This is a genomic window from Nitrospinota bacterium, assembly GCA_027619975.1.
GTDB lineage: Bacteria > Nitrospinota > Nitrospinia > Nitrospinales > VA-1 > JADFGI01.
In genome coordinates, this window is sequence record JAQCGX010000030.1 from 17,333 (window position 1) to 41,372 (window position 24,040).

General features: G+C 49.4%; 20 protein-coding genes, 6 tRNA genes and 1 other RNA gene. 18 read left to right on the top strand and 9 right to left on the bottom strand.

Annotated features, from left to right (window positions below; translation table 11 throughout):
* Positions 1 to 14: 14 nt before the first annotated feature.
* The 9 genes from O3C58_10830 to O3C58_10870 form a co-directional block, all read right to left on the bottom strand.
* A complete protein-coding gene (locus O3C58_10830) occupies positions 15 to 1,331 on the bottom strand; it encodes an AAA family ATPase (protein ID MDA0692354.1) in 1,317 nt (438 codons plus the stop codon).
* Positions 1,332 to 2,042 (bottom strand): 16S rRNA (cytidine(1402)-2'-O)-methyltransferase, encoded by a 711-nt coding sequence (gene rsmI / locus O3C58_10835; protein MDA0692355.1) that lies wholly within the window; start codon positions 2,040 to 2,042, stop codon positions 1,332 to 1,334.
* A 196-nt stretch (positions 2,043 to 2,238) separates the two neighbouring features.
* Positions 2,239 to 2,628 (bottom strand): polymer-forming cytoskeletal protein, encoded by a 390-nt coding sequence (locus O3C58_10840; GenBank protein MDA0692356.1) that lies wholly within the window; start codon positions 2,626 to 2,628, stop codon positions 2,239 to 2,241.
* Between the two features lie 38 nt (positions 2,629 to 2,666).
* A complete protein-coding gene (locus O3C58_10845; protein MDA0692357.1) occupies positions 2,667 to 3,536 on the bottom strand; it encodes a ParB/RepB/Spo0J family partition protein in 870 nt (289 codons plus the stop codon).
* Positions 3,533 to 4,339, bottom strand: coding sequence for an AAA family ATPase (locus tag O3C58_10850; GenBank protein ID MDA0692358.1), 807 nt, complete (start codon positions 4,337 to 4,339; stop codon positions 3,533 to 3,535). The genes O3C58_10845 and O3C58_10850 overlap by 4 nt, the downstream gene beginning before the upstream one ends.
* Before the next feature lie 194 nt (positions 4,340 to 4,533).
* Positions 4,534 to 5,193: a 16S rRNA (guanine(527)-N(7))-methyltransferase RsmG gene (gene rsmG / locus O3C58_10855; GenBank protein ID MDA0692359.1), complete on the bottom strand. Its 660-nt coding sequence runs from the start codon at positions 5,191 to 5,193 to the stop codon at positions 4,534 to 4,536.
* A 110-nt stretch (positions 5,194 to 5,303) separates the two neighbouring features.
* Positions 5,304 to 6,302, bottom strand: coding sequence for an electron transfer flavoprotein subunit alpha/FixB family protein (locus tag O3C58_10860; GenBank protein MDA0692360.1), 999 nt, complete (start codon positions 6,300 to 6,302; stop codon positions 5,304 to 5,306).
* Positions 6,303 to 6,421: 119 nt separating this feature from the next.
* A complete protein-coding gene (locus tag O3C58_10865; GenBank protein ID MDA0692361.1) occupies positions 6,422 to 6,631 on the bottom strand; it encodes a hypothetical protein in 210 nt (69 codons plus the stop codon).
* Positions 6,632 to 6,676: 45 nt separating this feature from the next.
* Positions 6,677 to 7,459 (bottom strand): electron transfer flavoprotein subunit beta/FixA family protein, encoded by a 783-nt coding sequence (locus O3C58_10870; protein ID MDA0692362.1) that lies wholly within the window; start codon positions 7,457 to 7,459, stop codon positions 6,677 to 6,679.
* Positions 7,460 to 7,578: 119 nt separating this feature from the next.
* On the opposite strand from O3C58_10870, the gene O3C58_10875 reads away from it, so the two are divergent.
* The 18 genes from O3C58_10875 (at position 7,579) to O3C58_10960 (ending at position 23,848) form a co-directional block, all read left to right on the top strand.
* A complete protein-coding gene (locus tag O3C58_10875) occupies positions 7,579 to 9,102 on the top strand; it encodes a hypothetical protein (protein ID MDA0692363.1) in 1,524 nt (507 codons plus the stop codon).
* 2 nt (positions 9,103 to 9,104) lie between these two features.
* Positions 9,105 to 9,779 carry a DUF2461 domain-containing protein gene (locus O3C58_10880; GenBank protein MDA0692364.1) on the top strand — a complete coding sequence of 225 codons (675 nt, stop codon included), beginning with the start codon at positions 9,105 to 9,107 and terminating at the stop codon, positions 9,777 to 9,779.
* 436 nt (positions 9,780 to 10,215) lie between these two features.
* Entirely contained in the window at positions 10,216 to 11,586 is a 1,371-nt protein-coding gene (gene dnaA / locus O3C58_10885) for a chromosomal replication initiator protein DnaA (protein MDA0692365.1), read from the top strand.
* Positions 11,587 to 11,814: 228 nt separating this feature from the next.
* On the top strand, positions 11,815 to 14,418 hold the full coding sequence (gyrB, locus tag O3C58_10890) for a DNA topoisomerase (ATP-hydrolyzing) subunit B (GenBank protein MDA0692366.1): 2,604 nt from the start codon (positions 11,815 to 11,817) through the stop codon (positions 14,416 to 14,418).
* Between the two features lie 53 nt (positions 14,419 to 14,471).
* A complete protein-coding gene (gyrA, locus tag O3C58_10895; protein ID MDA0692367.1) occupies positions 14,472 to 16,889 on the top strand; it encodes a DNA gyrase subunit A in 2,418 nt (805 codons plus the stop codon).
* A gap of 16 nt (positions 16,890 to 16,905) precedes the next feature.
* Positions 16,906 to 17,832 carry a tetratricopeptide repeat protein gene (locus O3C58_10900; GenBank protein ID MDA0692368.1) on the top strand — a complete coding sequence of 309 codons (927 nt, stop codon included), beginning with the start codon at positions 16,906 to 16,908 and terminating at the stop codon, positions 17,830 to 17,832.
* Complete coding sequence (gene serS / locus O3C58_10905) at positions 17,832 to 19,121, top strand: serine--tRNA ligase (GenBank protein ID MDA0692369.1); 1,290 nt, start codon at positions 17,832 to 17,834, stop codon at positions 19,119 to 19,121. Before O3C58_10900 ends, serS begins: the two co-directional genes overlap by 1 nt.
* 109 nt (positions 19,122 to 19,230) lie before the next feature.
* A tRNA-Ser gene (locus tag O3C58_10910) sits at positions 19,231 to 19,316 on the top strand.
* 80 nt (positions 19,317 to 19,396) lie between these two features.
* Positions 19,397 to 19,488, top strand: a tRNA-Ser gene (locus tag O3C58_10915).
* Positions 19,489 to 19,530: 42 nt separating this feature from the next.
* Positions 19,531 to 20,163: a DUF2155 domain-containing protein gene (locus tag O3C58_10920; GenBank protein MDA0692370.1), complete on the top strand. Its 633-nt coding sequence runs from the start codon at positions 19,531 to 19,533 to the stop codon at positions 20,161 to 20,163.
* A 70-nt stretch (positions 20,164 to 20,233) separates the two neighbouring features.
* Positions 20,234 to 20,307, top strand: a tRNA-Arg gene (locus O3C58_10925).
* A 64-nt stretch (positions 20,308 to 20,371) separates the two neighbouring features.
* Positions 20,372 to 20,460 (top strand) — tRNA-Ser (locus O3C58_10930).
* Positions 20,461 to 20,525: 65 nt separating this feature from the next.
* Positions 20,526 to 20,613 (top strand) — tRNA-Ser (locus tag O3C58_10935).
* 27 nt (positions 20,614 to 20,640) lie between these two features.
* Positions 20,641 to 20,738, top strand: an RNA gene (ffs, locus tag O3C58_10940) — signal recognition particle sRNA small type.
* A gap of 169 nt (positions 20,739 to 20,907) precedes the next feature.
* Positions 20,908 to 22,563 (top strand): DNA polymerase III subunit gamma/tau, encoded by a 1,656-nt coding sequence (gene dnaX, locus O3C58_10945; protein ID MDA0692371.1) that lies wholly within the window; start codon positions 20,908 to 20,910, stop codon positions 22,561 to 22,563.
* 32 nt (positions 22,564 to 22,595) lie between these two features.
* On the top strand, positions 22,596 to 22,916 hold the full coding sequence (locus tag O3C58_10950; protein MDA0692372.1) for a YbaB/EbfC family nucleoid-associated protein: 321 nt from the start codon (positions 22,596 to 22,598) through the stop codon (positions 22,914 to 22,916).
* A 59-nt stretch (positions 22,917 to 22,975) separates the two neighbouring features.
* Positions 22,976 to 23,575, top strand: coding sequence for a recombination mediator RecR (gene recR / locus O3C58_10955; GenBank protein ID MDA0692373.1), 600 nt, complete (start codon positions 22,976 to 22,978; stop codon positions 23,573 to 23,575).
* 198 nt (positions 23,576 to 23,773) lie between these two features.
* Positions 23,774 to 23,848: transfer RNA gene (locus O3C58_10960), tRNA-Asn, on the top strand.
* Positions 23,849 to 24,040 lie beyond the last annotated feature (192 nt).

Consider the following 24,040-nt stretch of genomic DNA (forward strand, 5'->3'; position numbering starts at 1 on the left):
TTCCCATAAGCAGATCAGCTGAAACTTGCGGCCAGACGACTTATTCCAGCCGCCAGACTGGATTTCCCTTTATTGTGAAGATATTTCAGAATTTCTTCATCCGAGCTCGCCAGGGTCGGGCTGGATGCATTTTCCGACATAATACTTTTTGCTACAAGGTCCAGTCGGCTTTTCAATTCCCTGTCCTTATCGTAAAATAAGGCCCCGCGGTTATTGGTAATATTAATGATTCTGTGCTGAGGCATCATTCCCACGATGCATATACGGTTTTTGTATTCTTCATATTTATCCAGCGTATCCAGGTATTCTCGTAACCGGCGCAGACAATCTTTGATTTCATTCGCTCCCTGACAGCGATTGAAAAAAACACCTATTTTTTTATTACGCAGAGACTCCGCGATCGCCTGCTGGCCTTTTGCCGCTACCAGCCGGTTGACATGGGCCTTGTCAAGGCCCGTCAAGCGGTCCTGGTTAAAATCATCAAAAAAGTCTTCATAATAATCAATGAAGGAATGCAGGGCGTCCAGGCTTCCGTTGATGGCGATGACGTTACTCATGTCAAACACCAAAATGACCTGGTCTATGGAATTCATGAGCGAGGAAAGATGATTGACGCCTCCGGCAGGCGTGTCTAAAATTATGTGATCAAACTTCCCATAAACCTCGTTGAGAAACTCCAGAAACAGCAACAGGAAGGCGGGCTCGTTGATTCTTTTGCGATGATTTTTTTTGCCCATGATCGGCACTTCGCCGCCGATAATGGAGAAACCATACTCTTCAATAAAATTGACAAACTCCGCCACCATTGGCCGCGCCGCCTCTTGAAAAACGCCCAAAATGGCCTTAAATTCAATAGCATCTATTTTAGCTAAAATGGGCAATAGAGCTTTTATGTGCGACGGACGTTCGATTTTTCCCCGCTGGAGAAATAAATCGTAAACTTCGTTGCCAAACTTAAAATCTGAAAAATAAAACAGGTTGGTATTGATTGTCTTATAAACAGACAGGCTTTTTTCCAGCTGACGGCTGTTGGAGGCAAGATGTCCTTCCAGATAATTTTTGAAGGTACTGATGATCTGGTAAAGGTTTTGCAGAATTTCGGCCTGATGGGTTTTGCTGGCAAGGATCTCAAAAAGGTCGTAAAACGTTTTACGCGGATGACTGTCCAGAATGCTGGAGATGGTGGGCAGGCGCAAGTCCAGGTCCACCAGGCAAACCCTGTTCTTCAAACCCTGCCCGGCCAGCGCCCGCGTCAGGGACGCGGCGGTATTAATGGACAATGTGGTCTTTCCAATCCCGCCCTTGGGGCCAATGATTGAAATGATTGCCATCTAGCTCTCCTTGTTTGAAGTTCCGGCAATCACCAGAGTGATCTCGCCTTTCAATTTTCTTTCGCTGAGCGATTCGACCAAATCCCCTAAATTGCCGCGAATCACTTCTTCAAATAACTTGGTCAGTTCCCTGGCCAGGGCCACCTTGCGGTTGCCCAGGACGCTGTGTAAGTCCCGTAGCGTCTTGTGAATTCGATGCGGCGATTCGTAAAGAACAATGGTCCGTTTCTCCAGGGCCAATTCTTCCAAACGCGTCTTCCTTCTTTTCTTCACCGGCAGAAATCCCTCAAACACAAACCGATCCATGGGCAATCCTGAAACCGTGAGCGCCGCCAGAACCGCCGAGGGCCCTGGCAGAGCCAGGACTTGAATGTCCGCTTCCAACGCCAGTTGCACCAAATGAAATAAAGGGTCCGAAATTCCCGGAGTCCCCGCATCCGAGACCAGGGCCATGTCCTGCCCTTCGTTTAAAAGGCTGATGAGTTGCGGCCCTTTTTTTTCCTGGTTGTAACTATGAAAACTGGTCAGTCGGGTTTTAATTTCGTAATGATTTAACAAAATTCGCGTCCGCCGGGTATCTTCGGCGGCAATGAACTGCACCCCATTTAGAATTTCCGCCGAGCGAATGGTGAAATCCCCCAGGTTGCCGATGGGGGTGCTCACAATATAAAGCGAACCTTTGCCCGGATTTTCTTTTTCATTGATTATCATAGCGGAAAATTCCGCAGGAAACATTACCCCGTAATCACTGATTTATTGGATGTCCTGAGGAATTGCAGTTGGAATTTTAATGGATTGGATAAACGTTGGTACTATCATCTGAAAGTGGCGGACCGCACTGCGCTGCCGTTGCCAAAAAATTCCAGCGCTGCTATCAATAGAGGTGCACTGTTTTTCTTGCAAGGAATCAGCCGGTTCCGACCACTTCGTTTTTCCTCAACTCAACGACCTTATTTCCCTGGCTCGACATATCGCACTCCCCATCCAGGATGCCGCCAACTTCCACAAAAAGCGATGGAGTTTTCACAGTACCCACAACCTGACTGGCAGAATGCAACTCAATTCTTTGGGAGGCGATGAGGTTGCCCTCGACCTTGCCCTTGCAAATAATAGTTCCGGCGTTGATATCCGCAATGATCCTTCCAGACTCACCGATGATAAGCGTGTCTTTCGTTACCACCTGGCCTTCAAAGCGGCCATCGATTCGCACGGTCCCCTCAAAAGTCAGCGAACCATTGAAAACAGCGTCCTCGCCCATATAGGCCTTCAGCTCGGCGTCGTCTTTTTTCTGCGCCATACGATCTCCCCTACCAAATGTTTGACTTCAGTTTTTTATCAATTTACTTTTTTCACGATCATGCCGCGGATGCGTTCCAGGTCATCGTCTGAATAATAAGTGACCACAACCTTACCGCCCTTCTTGCGCGGGACAATTTCAACTTTCGTCCCCAGCTTACGCTCCATTTCCGTTTCCAGATTTTTAATGAAAACATCTTTTTTCCTGGCGGGAGGCGCCTCATGAGGCGGGGTTTTCATTTGCTTGACCCGGCCTTCCACCTGCCGAACGTTCAAATCCTTTTTCAGGATTTCCTTTTTCAAGGCTTCCATGTCCTGCACGGACTCCAAACCAAGGAGTGCGCGCGCATGCCCCATGGACAATCGCCCCGCAACCATTTCCTCTTTGACGCTTTGCGGTAGCTTGAGCAGTCTCAATGTATTGGTGACGGAAGTTCGATTTTTGCCCACCCGTTTGGCCAGCTTCTCCTGAGTCAACCCAAAATCGTTCGCCAACCGCGAGTAGGCCTCGGCTTCCTCGATAGGGTTGAGATCCTGCCTGTGAATATTTTCAATGATGGCGAGCTCCAGGGATTCCGTATCACTGACTTCCCTGATGACTGCTGGAATTTTTTTAAGGCCTGCCTTCTTGCTGGCGCGCCAGCGGCGCTCACCGACGATCAGCTCATAACCGTTATTTTTGCCTTTTTGCACGACCACAGGCTGAAGAACCCCGTTTTCACGGATAGACTGCACGAGTTCTTCAAGTTTTTCGTCGTCGAAGTATTTTCTGGGCTGGAGCTTGTTTGGAGAAATTTCGTCGATCAACAGCTCCCCCACCCCCGGACCGGCGCCCCCGGACTGCGGAACCCCTATTTCAAAGTCCGGAATCAGGGCATTGATTCCCTTGCCCAAGGCTTTTCGATTCATGCGACGCGCTCACCTCTTGAGTCTTTTTGCAGGGCGCCGTTTTTTGTGCGGGAAATAATTTCTTTTGCCAGCTCGATATAGGATTCCGCCCCGCGGGAGCGGTTGGCGTAGAGGATGACGGGCTTGCCGTGGCTGGGGGCTTCACTCAGACGAACGTTGCGCGGGATGATCGTTTCAACAAGAAATTCCTGAAAGTATTTTTTGACCTGGTCGCGGACCTGACCCGCCAGCAGGGTCCTGCCGTCATACATGGTCAGAAGAATGCCTTCGACTTTCAATTCCGGATTGAGGGAGCGCTTGACCAGCTTCAAAGTTTTCAGCAGATGGCTCAACCCCTGCAACGCATAATATTCACACTGCATGGGGATCAGTACCGACTGACAAACCGCCAGGGCGTTCAGCGTGAGCAATCCCAGGGACGGGGGACAATCTATCAGGATAAATTCATATTCTTCCTCCGTCCCTTGCAGGACGGTTTTTAATCGTTTCTCGCGGTTCTCACAGGAAACCAGTTCAATTTCCGCGCCGGTGAGATCGACTGAGGAGGGGATGATTTTCAGGGTATCTATTTCTGTCGGGTAAATCACCTGCTCGAGCGTCGCCTCCCCCATCATCAGATCATAGAGACCCAGGGCATCGTCCGGCAACGTGATTCCCAGACCGCTGGAGGCGTTCGCCTGCGGGTCCACGTCTACCAGGAGAACTTTTTTACCGGAGAGAGCCAGACAGGCCGAAAGGTTGATGGCTGTCGTGGTTTTGCCAACCCCGCCCTTCTGATTGACGATGCAGATTGTTTTTCCCATATTTGCTTGATTTCCAAAGGAGTACGTCTGCAAAAATCATAGCACAGTTTAAAAACACATCCTATCAAAATATCGGAGTTCGGGACGGATTCAGCAATGGGTTTCGGCAGAAGAATGGAAGTTAAATGTTTCGTCCAGCGCCCTGGTTTCACGTGGAACACCGGAAGCTCTGTATGCCCTTGAAAACTATGGTTTCACGTGGAACACTTGGCAAATAGCATCAGCTTGGACAAAACCCCGGTTCCGCCCTCGAAAGGGATTTCATCCTGCAGCTGAAATTTGTAACCTGATTGTTCGGTAAACTCAGGGGGCCTGGCATCCGGTTCCTTTTTGATAACCACCCGCCCGCCCATTTTTAAACAAGGGCCTGCCAGTTTCGAGCAATAAAGAATGTCCCCCACCCCGCGAAAAACCACAAGATCGAATCGGTCGAGATAGTCGGCGCTCAAATCTTCGGCCCGTTGGTTCAATACCTCCACATTATCCAGGCTCATTTTACGAACACAGTTGCGTAAAAAGCTGGCGCGCTTCCTCTGGCTTTCAACCAGAACAAATTTTAGTTCGGGAAAAATAACTTTCAGGGGGATGCCGGGAAACCCGGCGCCGCTACCGACGTCCATGACCTGGCCCTGAGGACTCTGCACTGCCCGCACGTATTGCAGGGAGTCAAAAATATGCCTTTCAATGACCGCTTTGGCATCGCCTTCGGCGGTCAGGTTGATCTTGTCGTTCCATCGGGCCCACTCGCCCAAAAACGTATCCAAAGCCCCGGCCCATTTGTCGGAGCACTCGGAAGACGGCAGCTGGAGCCGTTGATCGGCAAATACTTCAAGTAATTGTTTAAGGTAGGACACAGTTATTTTTATACCGCTAAAGGGAGTTATAAAGAGTCAAAAGGAAGGTTACAATCGCTATTTTGGTCCCGGGATATGAGGATCGGCTCTCAATTCCTCTCACAGTCCTTCTACAAAACCTTGCGAAACTCAGCGGTCAAAAGAGGAAGAACTTCCAGAACATCGCCAACGATTCCATAGTCGGCAACCGAAAAGATCGGCGCATGCGGATCTTTATTAATAGCGACGATACATTTTGAGGAAGACATCCCCGCCAGATGCTGGACGGCGCCGGAGATTCCGCAGGCAATATAAAGATCAGGCGCAACCGTGCGCCCGGTTTGCCCAACCTGATTGGAATATTGCCGCCAGCCATCGTCAACCACCGGACGGCTGGCTCCAACCGCCGCCCCTAAAACCTCGGCCAATTCATCAAGCAGTTTAAAGTTTTCGGCACTTTGCATCCCCAGCCCGCCGGACACCACGATCCGGGCTTCGGTAATATCAAGTTGTTTCCCCGCTTCCCGAACGATTTCTTTCAACTGCATCGCAAAGGGAAGGGATTGCATTTGCACATCCACCCTTTCAACGTCCCCGTACCGTTTGGTATCGGGTCCATCGGCGCGGAAAACATTGGCGCGCAGGGTGGCTATCTGAGGACGGGAAGAATCGTAGACCAGGGTGGAAATGGCTTTCCCGCCATTGACGGGACGACGCACCTTCAATCCTCCGGCGGAATCCAGATCGAGGGAAATGCAATCTGTCGCCAGTCCGGTTTTTAATTTGGCGCTGAGGGCCGCCGCCAGTTCCTTGCCGTGGTTGGTGGCGGGAAGAAGCAGAAACTCGGGTTTTCGGGCACGGATCTCCGGTAACAGGGCCGCGAGATAGGCGGATGTGGTGTAACGGGCCAGCCGGGCATGGCAGAATACAAGAATCCGGTCTGCCCCGTAGTGAAACAGGACTTCAGAATTTAAGTTGGCACCATCCTCGGCCCCAAGACAGAGGGCGGTCACCTGCCCACCGGCTTTATCTGCCAACTGCCTGGCCGCATGGATGACTTCCAAAGCTACCGGCTTAACTGCGCCTTCCACCTGCTCAACGATCGCAAAAATTGGGTTGCCGCTAGTCACTGATTTTCACTCCATTCAGACCAAAGAAGGCAAAAGGATAACGCATTTAATGAACCGGGTTCAATAGAAAGTAATAAAGGGCTGAAACAACCGGGCAGGCAATATCCGCCGGGGAGCAATCAGTATTTTCCGGGCGGGCGGAACAGGGGCAGGTCCAGAATCCATTCGACTTCCCAGATTTCACCGATCGTCCCCAACCCTAAAAGCAGAACATACAGGACGAGAACGAACAGCCCGATTCCGGCTTTATATTTATAAAAATATTGCCGGAGCCGATCCATAAAGGAGAAGGAGGCGGAATTTTCTTGATTGGAAGTTGCGTCTTGCATAGTCGTCAGGAGGGGTGAGGGGTTAAAGGGTCACTCCAATAAATTTCATATCACTTTTTCTTCTTCGCGCAGCAGGCGCACCAGTTGAGGCAACGACTCTGGCAAAGGCCCATCGAGTATCCGGCCTTTCTTTCTCGCAGCCGGCAGGGAGAAATCCATTTGCCGGACTCTCGGCGCACCCGAAATTTCGGGGTCGAATCCGATACTTTTAGCATCCAGCACCTGAATCACCTTTTTCTTGGCGGCCATGATTCCCTTGAGCGAAGGCAGGCGCGGTTCATTAAGCCCTTTTTGGCAAGTCAATAAAAGCGGCAGAGAAGATTCCAGGCACTCGGAGCCGCCTTCTATCTGCCTCGTAACTTGAGCCTGTTTATAATCGTCAGAGAACGTCAACTGAGTGACGACGGAGGCAAAGGGAATATCCAGTAAAACCGCAAGCGCCGGTCCGACCTCGGCCATATCGTCATCGACGGCTTGCCGCCCGCAAAGGATCAAATCGAATGCGAGCGTGGAAATGCCTTGTGCCAGCGCCTCGGCCACCGCCAGGTTATCGAGGTTGTCAAACGCGGCATCGCTCAAGTGAATGGCTTTGTCCGCCCCCATCGCCAGCCCGGTTTTCAAAACTTCTTTAAAACTCTCCGGCCCCAGGCTGATCAGGGTGATTTCCGAATCAGGCTTGTTGGCCTTGATGCGGAGCGCTTCCTCCACCGCAAACTCATCGTAGGGGTTCATCACCCTGGGGCTGCCGGTCGCATCAATCTGGCCTTCCTTGATGCTGATTTTGGCGGCGGTGTCGATGACTTGTTTGACGCAGACGATGATTCGCATAGGTAAATTGACTTGAGGTTTCCGCTGGTTCAACAATTTGCTATTATCTCATTGTTCCCGATAAATAGGAACCCAACAAAAATATAACAGAATCCTGAGTTCACCCGTCCTTTTAAATTATGACCCAACCCGCAAACCGAATATACGCCCTGCTCTTCAAAGTCCTGATATTGGCATACGCATTCAATCAATTTTCCCTGATCTCCGCCGATACAGATCTCTGGGGACATCTCAAATTCGGGGAAGCGGCCTGGATGCAAAATTCATTACCGTCCACGGACCCATACTCCTATACAGCCGAGGGCCTGCCCTGGGTCAATCACGAATGGCTGGCAGAAATTTTTTATTATCTGATTTATGCGGCGCTGGGTTCCACAGGTCTTCTGGTTTTCAAGCTGGCACTGGGACTATTCATTATTCATCTGCTCTCCTCACTGTATTTTGCCAAAGAAAATAACGCGTACATTTACCTGCTCATTTTCTTTCTTCTGGTCACCGTGATAGCTCCCGGGTTCATGACCCGCCCTCACCTCTTAACGTTTCTCTTTCTAACCCTGCTTGTCGTGCAGTTGCAACAATTTTTTGACGGCAATTTAAAGGCCCTGGCCTGGTCCCCGCTTTTAATGCTCGTTTGGGCGAATTGTCATGGTGGCGTGGTGGCGGGAATAGGCATCTTCGGTGCGGTGGCCGCAGTGGAGGGAGGGCGTTGCCTCTATACCGGAGAAAAACACGGCAGGATTTTATTGGGTTATTTTACCCTCTCCTGCCTGGCTCTTCTGGTCAACCCCGAAGGTTACAAACTATGGGTATTTTTTTTCGAGTCACTCTCCGTGCCGCGCGACATTGGCGAATGGAACCCGGTCCCCCTGTCGGGCACCGGGTTTCTGGAGTTCAAAATCCTGACAGCCCTGTTTGTGGCCTCGTTGTTTGTTCCAGGGCGTAAACGCCTGTGGGAAGTTCTCATCATCGGTCTGGCAATCATTTACGGTTTCAAACACCAGCGCCACACCGTGCTCGCGGCAATCGTCATGATCCCCTACCTGCCGCTCAAGATGGCAGAATTCTCGAGACGCTTTCACATCCAGGAAACCCTGGACGGCCTGTCAACTCAGGTAAGCATGGTGTTGAAATCAGCAATCGTTATATTAACCGTGGGGCATTTATTTGTCGGGCTCAGCAAGTACCAGACCAGTGACTTCAAAATTCTGGTGGAACCGGGGCGCTACCCCACCTACGCCGCACAGTTTCTGCTGGCAAACGGAATCAACGGCAATGCTCTCGTCCCCTTCGACTGGGGCGAATATTTTATCTGGAAACTGCCCGAGTCCAGGGTTTCCGTCGACGGCAGGTTCCGTACCGTCTACCCGGACAAAATCCTGCGACAACACATGGCCTTCACCGCCGGCCAGCCGGAAGGAGACGGCTTGCTGAAAGATTTCCCGACCGATCTTGTTGTCATACGCAAATCGGACCCCAATCGGAATTTTATGGAAAATAAAACCGAATGGCTCAAGTTTTATGAAGATCCACTGGCGAAAATCTATATAAGGAAATCCCAGCCGCCGGGCCCCACCGAGGAAAAGTTTCTGCACAAAAAACTCGTTGACCCTCGCGACCCGCCGCCGCACGTGTTTCCGGGGTAAAAATGAAACCTTTTCACGGATTTCCCAAAGCAGGAATAAAATTCCTGGCGGAACTTGAAAAAAACAATAATAAGGAATGGTTCCAGCAAAACAAAACCCGCTACCAGGAATCGCTGGAAGCGCCGACCAAAGAATTTGTAGCGGTCATGACCGACAAAATGCAAGCGTTGATCGGCGGCCCGGTGAGAGGCAAGATTTTTCGCATCCATCGCGATATACGCTTCAGCAAGGACAAAACACCCTACAACCCGATGATCAAAATAGCCTTTGCGTCAGCTGACAAAAAGGGTAAAAAGGGTTGCTCCTCGGCCATGTACTTTTTCAGATTGCAACCCGGCACACTGGCTCTCGGCACCGGGGTTTATGAAATAAACGACCACCGGATGCTGGAAAGGTATCGAAAATCCGTCGCCGATGTAAAACAGGGACCGCAGTTAGCAAAAATCCTGGATAGATTCAGGCAAAACGGATTCTGGATCAACGAACCTCATTACAGGCGGGTTCCCCAAGGCTTTGAAAAAGACCATCCGCGTGAAGATCTGCTCAGACACAAAAACCTATATGCGTTTATCGAAGCACCGGTTGCAAGCCAGCTGTCCACGGAACAAGCGGTGGATTACTGCCTTAAACAATATAAAGAATTGAGTCCGCTGTATCACTGGCTGAATGGTTTATAGCGTGGAGTTTACTTGAGGGGAGGGAGAGTCGAGTTAAATACTATTTTCATCTAAAACAATTTTAGCTCTATCCGCCATTTTGAGCAAAAAAATCCTATTTTTATCGCCGCAGATTTCCGCGTGGGGCCTGCCTTTTCTCCCTCTCACTTATTACCAGAAAGAGTAAGGTGGCAAGCCCGTAAACCTTTTTAAACAAACAAAGATTGGGCAAAAAAAAGTTAGGCAGACGTTAAAATAAGAAACTCAAAGGAAGAAGGAAATTTTTTTGCAGCCGTTTTTAATTTTTTTTTCAACAAAATACTTCTGTTAACTTAAGGGTTAGCTAACAATTCATTTTACTTTTGTTTTTCCAGTTGATTTTAGAAAATTGGTTTTATATATTACCCACTTCTTTCCCTCCAAAATAATCTTACAAATTTCTGCCCACTAGGAATTTATGAATTCGAAGGACATTCTTTGGCAACAGTGTTTGAAGGAAATCGAAGAACAAATACTGCCGGAGAACTACACCGCCTGGTTCGCTTCCACTTATCCTTACGCTTTACATAACGAATCGCTCACGATTGCCGTTCCCAATAATTTTTATAAAAAGTGTCTGCAGGAAAATTATCAGGATTTGATCGAGTCCACTCTTGAATCTCTTTTGAAAAAGAGAACTCGGGTGGACTTCTTCGTCGACAGTGAACCGCGAGGCAACAATCAGGCGCAGAACGCGCTTACTAATAACAACAAAACCGAGCAAATCATACCCGCCCCGAGTAATGATATCTGGGACCTCAGGATAGAATCTTCATTAAATCCCAAATATAAATTTTCTAATTTTGTCGTTGGGTCCAGCAATCAATTCGCCCATGCCGCAGCGCTGGCAGTGGGCAATAATCCGGCGATGGCCTACAACCCGCTATTTATTTACGGAGCGGTCGGTCTGGGAAAAACTCATCTTATGCATGCCATCGGTCACCAGATTCTGGAAAATGATCCCAACGCCAGAGTCCGATACCTGTCAGCAGAAACGTTTACGGTGGATTTGATCGAGTCTCTGAAAAGGGACGAGATGCCGGCATTTCGAAAACGCTATCGTCCTCTTGACGTATTGCTGATAGACGATATCCAATTCCTGGCAGGTAAGGACCGAACCCAGGAAGAGTTCTTCTATACCTTTAACACCTTGTACGAATCTCACAAGCAGATCGTCATCTCCAGTGACCGGTATCCGAAGGATATGCAAAACATTGAAGAACGTCTGCGCTCGCGCTTTGATTCCGGTGTTGTCGCGGATATCAACCACCCGGATGTGGAAACCAAGGTCGCTATTCTGTACAAAAAAGCCGATATCCACAAAAAAGTTATTCCCCAGGATGTCGCCATGTTCATCGCCAGCAACATCAAATCTAATATAAGGGAACTGGAAGGACTGCTCCTTCGAATCATCGCCTATGCCTCGTTCACGCACCGGGAAATTTCCCTGGACCTGGCAAAAGAAATCTTGAAGGAATTTTCCTACGATAAAACCAAAAACTTCACCGTTCCAAATATCATGAAAATCGTGGCGGCCTATTTCAATCTCAAGGTTGCGGATTTGAAGTCCAAAAAACGGACCCGGGAAATTTCTTTTCCCCGCCAAATTGCGATGTATCTGTGTCGTGAATATACCAAATGCTCTCTCCCGGATATCGGCAAACAGTTTGGCGGAAAAGACCACACCACGGTTATTTTCTCCCACAAAAAAATTACCAAGAGCGTTCTGGAAAATAACCAGTTAGCCAAGAATATACAAGACATTACCGAAAAGATTGAAAGTGAGTAAAGTGTATAAAAAGTGAATAAAAAATGTGAGTAATCCCGCAAAAATACGGTATACTGGAGCCTCAGTAAACTTATCCTCCCCCACACCTGAATAACAGCAAAATTGATAACATCTTATTCTTCACTTAAAACACTAATATATATGGAGTTAAGTGGGTTTTCCACATACTAACAGCCCCTATTACTTCATCTAGTTACTTACTCTTATTTTTTCTTTGTCTTTTGTAATATGAAACCAGAGCAACAACCGATCTACGATTCCACAAATATAAAAATCCTTGAAGGATTAGAAGCCGTCCGCAAACGACCTGCCATGTACATTGGTGGCACCGGAACGGCGGGACTGCATCACCTCGTTTTCGAACTGGTGGATAACAGCGTCGATGAATCCATTGCCGGTCACTGTACGGAAATCGAGGTCATTATCCATCTGGATAACAGCATGACCGTTATCGATAATGGCCGTGGCATTCCTGTAGATCTTCATTCCGACCGTAATATATCTGCGGCGGAAGTGGTGATGACGGTGCTGCATGCCGGCGGTAAATTCGATAAAGATTCATATAAGGTTTCCGCCGGGTTGCATGGAGTCGGCGTGTCGGTGGTCAATGCCCTGTCCGAGAGTTTGCATCTCGAAATCAAACGGGACGGGGCCATTTACTCGCAAAAATATGAGATAGGCAAACCCATCACCCCTCTGGAGATTGTAGGGAAAACCAATGCCACAGGGACTCGAATAGACTTCCAGCCGGACCCGACCATTTTTGAAGAAGTGACGCTGAGTTTTGAAATTCTGGCTAACCGCTTGCGTGAACTTTCCTTTCTCAATAAAGGTCTGAAAATTCATTTGCATGATGAGCGGGATGGCAAGGACAGTGAATTTTTCTATGAAGGCGGAATCGTGTCCTTTGTCGATCATCTGAGTCAGAATAAAAAAGTATTGCATCCTGATCCCATCTGGATCGAGAAAGAAAAAGAAGATTGCGACCTGCAACTGGCCATGCAATACAACGATGGCTACAGCGAAGAGATCTTCAGTTTTGTTAATAACGTCAATACCCGCGACGGCGGCACCCATTTGAGCGGCTTTCGATCCGCCCTGACCCGGACGGTCAACAGTTATGCGGTACAGAATAATATGATCAAAGCCACCGACCCCAGCCTGACGGGCGAAGATGTTCGGGAGGGTTTGATCGCTGTGTTGAGCATTAAAATTCCGGAGCCTCAGTTTGAAGGGCAGACGAAAGGCAAGCTTGGCAATACGGATGTGAAAGGTATTGTTGAGCAGATGGTCAACGATAAATTGAAGCAGATATTTGAGGAACAGCCGGTGATTGCGAAAGCCATCACTGCCAAGGCCATCAGTGCGGCGCAGGCGCGGGAAGCGGCTAAAAAAGCCAAAGACCTGGTGCGTCGGAAAAGCGCGCTGGAGGTGAGTTCGCTGCCGGGTAAGCTGGCCGATTGTTCGGAAAAAAGTCCGGAATTGTCGGAACTTTATCTGGTGGAAGGAGACTCGGCGGGAGGGTCGGCGAAACAGGGCAGGAACCGCCAATATCAGGCGATTCTGCCTTTGCGCGGTAAAATTCTCAATGTGGAAAAAGCCCGTTACGATAAAATGCTGGCCAGCAATGAAATTCGCACGCTCATCACCGCTCTCGGAACAGGGATTGGCATTTCCGACTTTAAAGTAGAAAATCTGCGCTATCACAAAGTCATTATCATGACGGACGCGGACGTGGATGGATCGCATATTCGGACCTTGTTGTTGACATTTTTCTTCAGGCAAATGCTGGAGTTGATTCAAAAAGGTTATCTGTATATAGCGCAACCGCCGCTGTTTAAGCTCAAAAAAGGCAAGACCGAAAAATACATGAAAAACGAGAAGATGCTTTTTCAATATCTTGTAGAACAGGGAACGGACAACCTCGAGGTTCAAAATGCCGATAACGACCGTTCGTTGCAAGGGCCGGAACTGGTCAGTTTCATAAACAATCTTTCCCGCTATCAGGATCGGTTTGATCAGGTGGTGAAAAATAATATCCCTGCGGGAATCCTGTCGGCTTTGGTTAAGCTCAATGTCAGCCGCAAAAATTTCGAGAGTCTGGATGCTTTGGTGGAAACGGTGGTCAATGTGTTGGATCAACTCATCGACTCGGAATGCAGGGAAAAATTCCACTACCAGCAGGAATACCTGAACGTCCCGATAGAATTTAAAAACCCGGAACGCGTCAATTGGAATATAGAGAGCCAGCTTAAAAAATACCTCATCGAGCTGGATCATGACGATGAAACCCGGATGTCGGCGAAAACGTCGCACGGAATTGAAAGAATTGATTTGAACACGGAGATCACAGGAGTGCGCTTGCTTCTGGACCATGACGCCGATACCGATTTATTCAAGTTTTTTATCCAGGGCTTGAGTCATGGCCGGGAATTCAATATAAAGTTCAATGCGGATTTTATCGAGTCGGTCATCATGCAAAAAATTCTCGCAGTGTATGAACCTCTTCGTCCCATAGATCACCCGCCTTTTACTCTGAAGCATAACGGCGACACGACAAAAGCGAACTCCATGCACGATCTGATGGATGCTATTCTGGAGACCGCGAAAAAAGGGATGTATATCCAGCGTTATAAAGGTCTGGGCGAGATGAATCCCGATCAGCTTTGGGAAACCACCATGGACCCTGAAAAAAGAGTTCTCCTGCAGGTCAAGGCGGATGACCTGATAGCGTCTGAACTTCTTTTCACCACCCTGATGGGTGACGCCGTGGAACAGAGACGGGATTTCATCCAGAAACACGCTTTGCAGGCAAGAAACATCGATATCTAATTCAGCGTCACGCTGGACCTGATTTATTATAATGAGCCTTTAAAGGAAAAACAGTGCCGGAACAGATAGACCAGATAAATATTGACGACGAGATGCAGAGTTCATACATGGATTACGCCATGAGCGTGATCATCGGACGGGCTCTGCCGGATGTTCGGGACGGACTCAAGCCGGTACATCGCCGGGTGCTTTATGCCATGCATGAAGCGTCAAACGTTTTTAACCGGCCTTATAAAAAATCCGCGCGTATCGTCGGCGATGTTCTGGGTAAATATCATCCGCATGGAGACACGGCGGTTTATGACACCATCGTGCGCCTGGCCCAGGAATTTTCGCAACGCTATGTGATTGTCGATGGTCAGGGAAACTTCGGTTCCATAGACGGCGATTCCGCCGCCGCAATGCGATACACGGAAATCCGCATGGCCGAGGTGACGCAGGAACTTTTGCGCGATCTCGAAAAAGATACCGTCCGCTTCGACCCCAATTATGACGAGTCTCTGTTAGAACCCACAGTTCTTCCTGCCAGTTTTCCGCACCTTTTGGTGAATGGATCGTCCGGCATTGCAGTCGGCATGGCCACCAACATTCCTCCGCACAATCTTCGGGAAATTATCGACGCCACCATTCACCTCATTGCCAATCCGGATTGTTCGATCGAAGAACTCATCGCTATTGTTCCGGGTCCTGATTTTCCAACCCGTGGTTTTATTTATGGAACCCAGGGCATCCGTTCCGCCTATCGCACAGGGCGAGGGCTCATCAAGGTTCGTGGGCGGGTTGCAGTCGAACCGATGGAGAAGGGGGATCGTGAACGCGTTATTATCAACGAGCTGCCTTTTCAGGTCAACAAGGCGAAGCTGGTTGAAAAAATAGCTGAACTGGTTCGCGACAAGCGCCTGGAAGGAATTTCTGATCTCAGAGACGAGTCGGACCGCGACGGCATCCGCGTGGTGCTGGAACTCAAGCGGGGAGCGATCTCCCAGGTTGTTGTGAACACGCTTTATAAAAACACCCAGTTGCAGGAAACGTTTGGCATCATCCTGCTGGCTCTGGTCAACCAGCAGCCCAAGGTGTTGAACCTCAAGGAGATTTTGCGGAACTTCATTCTTTTCCGCAAGGAAGTGATCACCCGCCGGACCCAGTTTGACTTGAATAAAGCCAGGGAACGCGAGCATATCTTTGAAGGCTTGAAAATCGCCATCGACAATCTCGATGAAGTGGTGCGCGTGATTCGTGAATCGGAAAATCCTGCGGTCGCAAAAACTGAGTTGATGGCCCGCTTTGGCTTATCGGAAATACAGGCCAAAGCCATTCTCGATATGCGTCTGCATCGGTTGACCGGACTGGAACGCCAAAAAATCATCGATGAATTGGAAGCCATTAAACAGGAAATTATCAGGCTGGAAAATATTCTCGCCCACGAACAAGTGAAGTTGAATATCATCTGCGCGGAACTCACCGAGATTCGAGACAAATACGGCGATGACCGGCGCACCGAGATCATGGAATCGGAAGATTATGACATCGATATAGAAGACATGATCGCCGATGAGGATGTGGTTGTCGTGTATTCCCGTGGCGGGTATATCAAGCGGCAAGGCACCGACAACTACAGCGCCCAGCATCGTGGAGGCAAGGGCATCAAGGGGATGGACTTGAGAGAAGAAGATGTGGTTGAAAAACTGTTCATCGCCTCGACCTTGAGCTCGCTGTTGATATTCACCAGTATTGGTAAAGTGCATCTGCTCAAAGTTTACCGGATTCCAGAAGTCAGCCGTATCGCCAAAGGCAAATCGGTGGCCAATTTACTGCAACTGCAAGCCGGAGAAACCATCTCCAGTATCCTTTCCGTCCGCGAATTTGAAGAGAATAAATCCGTGGTTGTGGTGACGGCAAACGGGATCGTGAAAAAATCTTCGCTGATGGGCTATAGCAAACCCCGGCAGGGTGGGATTATCGGTCTGACGCTGGATGAGGGCGACCGGGTGATCGCCGCAGAATTGTGTGAGGACGAAAAGGAAATATTACTGGCCACGCATGCCGGGTACTCCATCCGCTTCAAGGCCAGTGAAATTAGGACTATCGGACGCACCGGCCGAGGGGTGCGCGGCATCAAGCTTCGCCAGGATGACCGGGTAGTCGGCGCCGAGATCGTGGAACCCGGCAACATGCTCCTCACCGTCACCGACAAAGGTTATGGGAAAAGAACTAATTTGGAAGAATATTCCATCCAGGGCCGTGGCGGGTATGGGGTCATGACCATCCGTTGTAACGACAAGACCGGCTCCGTCATTGCCATTCATCAGGTAACAGACAGCGAAGAGTTGTTGCTCATCACGTCCGGGGGCAATATTGTCCGTCTCAAAGTCACAGAAATTTCCGTGATCGGCCGCAATACTCAAGGGGTCCGGCTGGTGGGCCTGGGGCAGGACAACCGGGTGGTCAGCGTCGAAAAGCTGATCGAGTGATCTCGAGTCGCCCCGAATGACAAAGGCACCCGGAGCAATGCACTTCAATCCAGTATCGAGGGTTCATAGCCCGTTTCCATTTCTACGAGCCGAAGCCTCTTCTGCGCCGCCCCCTCACTTTTTCCGCCTGCTTTCTCGTAGACTTTTTATTTCTCTGGTTGGCTTATGTTTTTGTTACCTTCTGTCGGGCTGTGGTAATGATGGGCCAGATCCTCTGATCCAGCAGGCTCACAATGAATGGGTCGAAGGCCGTAACCAACAGGCCGTTGAACTGTTCAAGTCGGTGCTGAAAAAAAACCCGTCCGGTCCGCCGGCGGAAGAGGCTCTGTTTCGTCTGGGAGAAATTTCTCACTTCAGTCTGGGCAACAGCTCGCAGGCGATCATGTATTTTCAGGAGCTTTTGCAATTAAACAAAAAGGGATCTTTTGCTCATGACGCGCAAAAATATATAGCGGAAATTGTTGAGTTTACTTTCAGGGACTACGAGCAGGCGATCATCGAGTATCAACACCTGATCAATCGTTATGATGAAAAAGAAGAAAAAGGCGATCATCAATACCGCATCGCTTCGGTATATTTCAAAATGCAGAATTATGAGCAGGCTCTGGCTGAATGGGAAGTCCTGCTGGATAAATATCCCGATTCCCGACGGGCCGAAGAGTCTCAGTTCAAAGTGATCGAAACTTTATTTACTTTGCAGAGATTTTCTCAAGTTCGTGAGCAATACGACAGTTTCATGGGGAAATACCCCACCAGCAAGTTCAAGGCTGAGGTGGATTTCATCCAGGCTTCCTGTCTGGAGGAAGAGGGACACCTGGAGGAGGCATTCAAGCGATTCAAACTTCTGGGAGAAAATTACCCGTACCCCGCCATTCTCAAGACCAAGATGGAAGGTCTTGAGGAAAGAATGAAAAAAAATAAAAGTATAAAAAAGAAGAAATAATGCTGGATATAAAAACGATCAAAGAAAATATGGAAGCCGTGAAGACCCGTCTGGAACGCCGGAGTCCGGGGACTTCTCAAGCGTTGCAAGACCTTATGCGACCGGAGGAAGAACGGCGGCGCTGTCTGACCGAATCCGAAGCGTTGAAAAATAAGAAAAAGAGACTCTCAGCCGAGGTGGGAAAGCTCAAGCAACAAGGGAAAGACGCGGCTCAGGAAATGCAGGAAGTCAAAATCATCAACGCTTCCATCAAAGAGCTGGATGATAAAACCCGCAATTGTGAAGCGGAAATTTTAGCCACCCTGCTCAGTATTCCCAACCTTCCAGACGACTCCACCCCGGATGGAGCCGATGAATCGGCAAATCAGCCGGTACGGGAATGGGGAACAAAACCGGAATTTTCTTTCACTCCCAAAACCCATGTGGAACTGGGCGAAAAGCAGGACCTGCTGGATTTCAAACGAGCGGCAAAGATTGCCGGATCGCGTTTTGTCGTTTACAAAGGCGCAGGAGCTGAGTTGCTCCGCGCGCTCATCCGTTTCATGCTCGATGTGCAAACTCGAGAGAATGGCTATCAGGAACTTTATCCGCCGTTTCTGGTGAACCAGGAGAGCATGCAGGGGACAGGTCAACTTCCCAAGTTTGAAGAGGAACTGTTCGCAATGAAGGATGACCCGTATTACCTGATCCCGACCGCCGAAGTGCCATTGACTAATTATCATCGGGATGAAGTGCTGAGGGGCGACTCCCTGCCCATCTGCTATACGGCCTGCACCCCCTGTTTTCGGCGGGAAGCGGGATCGTACGGAAAAGACACGATGGGATTGATTCGCCAGCACCAGTTCGATAAAGTGGAGATGGTCAAGTTTGTGCAGCCGGAACGGTCGTACCAGGAACTGGAATCCCTGGTAGGAAATGCGGAATCCATTTTAAAAAAGTTGAACCTGCATTATCGAGTGGTGGTATTGTGTGCCGGCGACTTGGGGTTTTCGGCGGCGAAAACCTATGACCTGGAAGTCTGGGTTCCCAGTCAAAACACATTCAGGGAAATTTCTTCCTGCAGTAATTTCACCGATTACCAGGCCCGACGGGCCAGCATTCGCTTTAAACGCGGCGAAGGGGAAAAACCGGAATTTGTTCACACCTTGAACGGGTCCGGTCTGGCGGCAGGGCGGTTGTTTGTGGCGGTGCTCGAAAACTTTCAACAGGAGGACGGTTCCATCGTCATCCCGGAGGTTCTTCAGCCCTATATGCATGGCAGGGAAATACTTCGTAAGGAGCAGGAATAATCGTCGAAAAAAGATAAATCCTGCCACTGAATCGCAAAGCAGAAACAAGAATGGAAAACACCCTGCTTGACATTTATAGTGAACTGGATAATTATTAGCACATCCTAGAGGAGGGATGGCCGAGTGGTTTAAGGCGGCGGTCTTGAAAACCGTTGAACGAAAGTTCCGTGGGTTCGAATCCTACTCCCTCCGCCAATTATTTTATTAATAAGTCCTTACCAATCAATCACTTGAGGGTTGCTCTTCAAAGGGTTCGTTGGTATGTATTTATTTAAGGAGAGGTGGCCGAGTTGGCTGAAGGCGCACGCCTGCTAAGTGTGTGTAGGCTAATCCCCTACCGAGGGTTCGAATCCCTCCCTCTCCGCCATAATATTTTTGAGATTTCTTTGTAAAATGTTGGCAACTTGTTATGAGTGAAAGGGCGATGTCCAAATCATCCATTGGCTTTAAAATTGTTTTTCGTTTCTTTGCCGTTTCGTTGATACTATTCGGCGTGTTTGTTACCGCTTGTACAAAAACAGACGATAAAGAACCTCAGAAACCGATGGACGCGGCTCCGGGGCTCACCCTGACTGACAGCTCAACGAACGAGCTTCTTCAAGAGACGCAAAGGCCAGAAGGTTCCGGCGGAGAGGTCAAGGATCATCCTGATGTTGAGGAAACGGAAAAGCTGGAGCGGCAGGTCTACATTCCTAAAGATGTTGAAGGTAAGTGGAAAGCGGTGAAAATTTTGGTCCGCAACAAGGCCGACGAAGGGAAAAACGAGCTCAAAACTGCGGAGATCGGATCGAGTTTCGTGGTGGCGGATTCCGGAATCAAAGTCACGGTCGGCCCTTTTTTACCCAACTTCGTCATGGATCAGGGAACGTATACTTCCATGAATAATCAGGTGATCAACCCCGCTGTGCAACTTACGGTTGAAGAAAACGGAAAAATTCTATACAAAGGTTGGACCTTCGCTAGATATCCGACAATGTACGCCTTTGAACACGACGTGTATGCGCTGGAATTGAAGGATCACATCCCTGTGGATATATCCTGACAAACACTGGATAAATTATTAGATCGGAGGGAAGCGTTGGTTGATGTCTCCCCTGATTCAGATTTAGCATGCGCCCATGGCTCAGTTGGATAGAGCGACGGTTTGCGGAACCGTAGGTCGGAGGTTCGAGTCCTCCTGGGCGCATTCTTATTTTTCTGGCTTCATTGCCGGGAAGCGTTGTTGGTAGTGAATGGATTGAGACCCTTTAGGAGAGGTGGCCGAGTGGTCGAAGGCGATTGACTCGAAATCAATTGTCCTCTTTAAAGGGGACCGTGGGTTCGAATCCCACCCTCTCCTTCAGCGTTACGCTGGACCCTATGAGGCCTTGGAACCATTCACTATTCACAGCAGAAATTATTTAAGGAGAGGTGGCCGAGCGGTTGAAGGCGCACGCTTGGAAAGCGTGTGTAGGCTAATCCCCTACCGAGGGTTCGAATCCCTCCCTCTCCGTTGATATTTAAAGAAAATGGGCAGTTTTGTTGGGCCTCACGCAATAAGGTTATGCGAACCCCGTCAGGTCCGGAAGGAAGCAGCGGTAGCACTTTTCCTTGTGTGCTGTGAGTTCCCCAACAATTCTGCCTTCTAATTTTCAGGGCGTCTTGAAAATTTTAACTTGGGCTATGACCCCTTAAAATAGGGGGTGGGCGATTTCAAAAGCCCAAAAGCATCATTTTTTGAATCCACCTTATTTGCCAGGTTTCCCACCGTTTCTGATGGTTCGTTGCCATCCTCCAGGATGATTTTATGGAATTCCAGGTTTCCGCACGCAAATGGCGTCCCCAGACATTCAGTGAACTGATCGGGCAGGAGCACATCGTCCGCACCCTGACCAATGCCATTGAACTCAATCGGGTATCGCACGCGTATTTGTTTTCGGGAACCCGTGGTGTTGGCAAAACCACTTCGGCCCGAATTCTTGCCAAGGCGTTAAACTGCCAGAACCCGAAGGGCAGTGAGCCCTGCGATGTCTGCCCGAACTGCATCGAGATCAAGCAGGGAACCAGCCTCGATGTGCAGGAAATCGACGGAGCCTCGAACAACGGAGTCGGGGAAGTCCGCGACCTTGTAGAAAACATCCAATACTCAGCTTCCTCCTGCAAGTACAAAGTCTATATCATTGACGAAGTGCACATGCTTTCTAAAAGCGCCTTCAACGCGCTCTTAAAAACGCTGGAGGAACCGCCGCCCCGAGTCATTTTTATTTTTGCCACCACGGAATTGATCAAGATTCCAGAGACCATCCTGTCCCGTTGTCAATGTTTCGAGTTCAAACCCCTGTCGCACAAACAGATTGTCCAGCAGTTGGCGTTGATCGGCAAACACGATGGCATCGAAATCGACCCGAAGAGTCTGGACGAGATCGCGAAAACCGGGGCCGGTAGCATGCGTGACGCCCAGAGTCTGCTCGATCAGGTGATTGCCTTCAGCGGCAAGCAAGTGACGCAGGGGTCGGTCGAATCCGTTCTCGGCATTGTCGGGCAAAGCGCGCTCGAAACTTTTGTGGACCACCTGATCGCCCGTGATGCGGCGGCACTCATCGAGCAGGTGCAGGAAATCGCCAATGCCGGCAAGGATCTCAACTATTTTTGCCGCGATCTGCTGGAAACCATTCGCAATCTGCTGATATTTCAAATTGCAAAGAATCCAGAAACGATTCTCGATGCTCAGACCTGCGATCTCGCGGTGCTGGCCCGGCAAGCCCGGCAACTGGATTCCGACCAATGGCAACAGATGTTCACCGTCCTGTCCAGGACGGAAACGGAAATGAAACGCAGTTCGCAGACGCGGGCGGTGTTTGAAATGGCGGTCCTGCGTTTGACGGACATCCGCCCGTTTCAAAAGATCGACGCCTTGATCGATACCATCAATAAAACCGTGGGCGAGGTTGCCGACGAACCCAGCCGGGCGATTGCGCCGCAACCCAAAAAAGAGCAGAGCCGGATTGAACCCCCGGAACAGACGGAAACATCTAAACCGCCGGAGTCTTCCATTTCCCTTGAAAATCGAGAGGACAGAGGGGCTTCAGAGTCCTGGGAGAAAATCCAGCGGGAAATTGTGAAGCGAAAAGCGTCTTTTGGCCATTATTTCATGGTCTGCGATTTCGTCGAACTCACGGACTCAGCGATCCATCTCAGCGTTGCCGACTCCTACACCAAGGAGTTGATCGAAAAAGAGGAGAACCTGAAAGTCATTCAGGACAGTGTGCAGGCCGTGTGCCACCGGACGGTCAACGTCAGGCTTTCGTTCAAAACGCAGGGACAGAGCGGGTCTGGCAAAGCGGCCGCCAACAATGAGGCGGAAAAAAAAACTCCGATCGACTATAATGGTAAGCGTCAAATCGCAGAATCCGAAATTATCAGGGAAGCCCTTGAGATTTTTGGCGGCGTGGTCACGGGCTGACAGGCCCAAATTAAATTAGACAGGTAAATAACATGAGTAGTCTGGTTTCGATGTTTAAACAGGCCAAAGAACTGCAATCGAAAATGGCCGATATCCAGAAAGACCTGGCCAGTAAAACGGTTGAAGTGTCCACCGGCGGCGGCATGGTGAAAATTACCGCCAATGGCATTCATCAGGTTTTATCCGTTCACATCGATGATGAACTCATCAATATGCAGGACCGGGAAGTGCTCGAGGATCTGATTCTTGCCGGGATGAACGAGGTCCATAAAAAGGTCAAGGACCTGGCCCAGGAGGAAATGACCCGACTGACAGGCGGGATCAAAATTCCCGGCCTGTTTCCAGGGACCTAGGAGATGCCCATTCCTTCACTTGCAATTCATCAATGGCTTAAACTAATGTTGTCAATCACGTGAAAAGACCTGAAGCGGTCACAGACCTGGTCGATGAGTTAAAGAGATTACCGGGGATCGGTCAAAAGACCGCCGAGCGGCTTTCTTTTTTCCTGATGCGCGGCCCCAAGGAACGGGCGGTAAAACTGTCCCAGGCAATTCAGAATATTAAAGAGAAGATCATCTTGTGCGGCCAGTGCCACGGCATCACCGAAAAAGAACCCTGCGACATCTGCCGGGACCCTGGCCGCGACCAGACGCAAATCTGCGTGGTGGAAGAACCGTATGACGTCTATGTCATTGAGAGCGTCGGGCATTTTAAAGGCGTTTACCACGTGCTGATGGGAGTGGTCTCACCGCTGGATGGCGTCGGGCCGTCGGAGTTGACCATCGATGACCTGAAAGCGAAAGTGGCGAAGGGCAACGTGACGGAAGTGATTCTCGCCACCAATCCGGATATGGAAGGGGAGTCCACCGCGGTTTATATTTCCAAAGTGCTGAAGCCGTTTGCGGTCAAAGTGACGCGGATTGCCCGCGGCCTGCCCATCGGATCGGATATTGAATACGCCGATACCGTGACTTTGATGAAGTCACTGGAAGGGCGGAGCGAAATGTTGTAAACTAGAGGGCCAAAACCGCTTGACAATGGGGCGCAAATGGATTAATTTTCAGCCCTTTGATAAATTTCGGATTTTAATGTCCTGTGCTCTTGCGTTACGATCGAGGGACAGCGATAATCTGTTGTTGAGCGGAAAATAGAGTCAACGCTGATCCCGTCAGCAGGGCCTAAAGGACAATAAATACAGACCACAACTTATTCCGGTGTGGCGCAACGGTAGCGCACTCGACTGTTAATCGAGTTGTTACAGGTTCGAATCCTGTCACCGGAGCCATAATAGAAAAGCCGTTTCTCACAAGAGAAGCGGCTTTTTTTTATTGGATTAAGAATTTTAAACAAAAGTTGGCAACTTAGCTGATTAGATTGGTAGGTTTAATTTAAGGGTATCTCTAAAAATTGACTAAATGCTCCTAATCGTCAACTTAAGGAGATGGCTTTGTTTTAGTGGAACAGGCGACCTGCCCTT